Genomic DNA, 1,556 nt, shown 5'->3' with positions numbered 1-1,556 from the left:
CGATCTCACACATACAGACGGGCGCGGCGCGGAAACCTCTCGCCGAGGTGGAGCGGGTGTTCGTGAACGCCCAGACCTCCAGCGCCAAGCAGCGCTACCTGCCGTACATGCGCAAGCAGCCGTGCGGCACCTGCGGCGGCAGCGGGTACGACCAGGTGGCCCGGTCCGTGCGGCTGGGCGGGCTGACCTATCCCGACCTGCTCGAGGTGGAAGTACGGGAGGTGCGCAGCTGGGCGAAGCGCGTGGCCGACGACCTGGACGCCCGGCAGCGCGAGGTGGGTGAGCCGCTGCTACAGGACCTGGGCCGCAGGCTCGGGATCCTCGACCGGCTCGGCCTGGCCCATCTCCAGCTGTCCCGGAGCGCGGCGACGCTGTCCGGGGGTGAGTTGCAGCGAACCCGGCTCGCCGCGCAGCTCAGCACCGAGCTGAGCGGCATCGTCTTCGTCCTGGACGAGCCCGGGACCGGACTGCATCCGGCGGACAAGGCGCACCTGCTCGACATCGCCCTGGAGCTACGCAAGGCCGGCAACACGGTGCTCCTGGTCGAGCACGACCCTGAACTGATCGCCCGGGCCGACTGGGTGATCGATATGGGGCCCGGCGCGGGCCGCCTCGGCGGTGAGATCCTGGTATCGGGGCCTCCCGCCGACGCGGCCGCCCACCCGACGTCGCTGACCGGACGTTATCTGGCCGGTAAGGGGCCGCGGCTGCGCCGGGCCCGCCGTCCGGCCGGGGATGACACCGGCTGGGTGGAGCTGCACGGCCTGCGTGCGCACAACGTGACCGCGGACCTGGTGCGTTTCCCCGCCGGTCGGCTCACCTGCCTGACCGGGGTGAGCGGCAGCGGCAAGAGCAGCCTGCTCGGCGCGCTCGCGGCGAGCGTGGAGGCCGCCCTGAACGGGACGACGACCGACACGGTGCGACAGGTGACCGGTCTCGAGGGGTTCGACTGGGTCGCCGTCGTCGATCAGGAACCGCTCGGGCGGACGCCGCGGTCCAACCCGGCCACCTACAGCAAGGCGTTCGACATTGTCCGCAAGCTGTTCGCCGAAACCGACGTGGCGCGCGGACGCGGGGTCAATGCCTCCTGGTTCAGCTTCAACACCGCGGGTGGCGGCCGCTGCGAAACCTGCACCGGTTATGGCCGCAAGCTGGTCGACATGCACTTCCTGCCGGATGTGTGGGTGGTCTGCGACGCGTGCGAGGGTCGGCGCTACAAGCCGGAGGCTTTGGAGATCAGGTATCGGGGGTTGGCCATCGATCAGGTGCTGGAACTGACCGTCGCCGAGGCTGTGGAGCGGTTCTCCGAACCCCGGCAACTCGCGGAAACCCTGGGAGCCTTGAACCAGGTCGGGCTTGGCTATCTCCAGCTCGGCCAGAGCGCCACAGAGTTGTCCGGCGGCGAGGCGCAGCGGCTGAAGCTGGCGTCCGCGATCCAGCGCGGTGCCGCGGGCCGCAAGACCGGCCTTGTCGTTCTCGACGAACCCGTCTCGGGCCTGCACCCGTCTGACATCCAGCGTGTGGTGGATGCGCTCGATGTGTTGCTCGACTCGGGC

1 pseudogene is annotated in these 1,556 nt (G+C 70.2%); it reads left to right on the top strand.

From position 1 onward, the window contains the following. Window positions 1-56: 56 nt before the first annotated feature. Window positions 57-1,556: pseudogene (locus ABZ260_RS50905) on the top strand (excinuclease ABC subunit UvrA); the annotation flags it as partial.

The sequence above is a fragment of the Streptosporangium sp. NPDC006013 genome (assembly GCF_040614275.1).
GTDB lineage: Bacteria > Actinomycetota > Actinomycetes > Streptosporangiales > Streptosporangiaceae > Streptosporangium.
The sequence above is the reverse complement of the archived record's forward strand: the minus strand, read 5'-3'. Positions and strand labels throughout refer to the sequence as shown.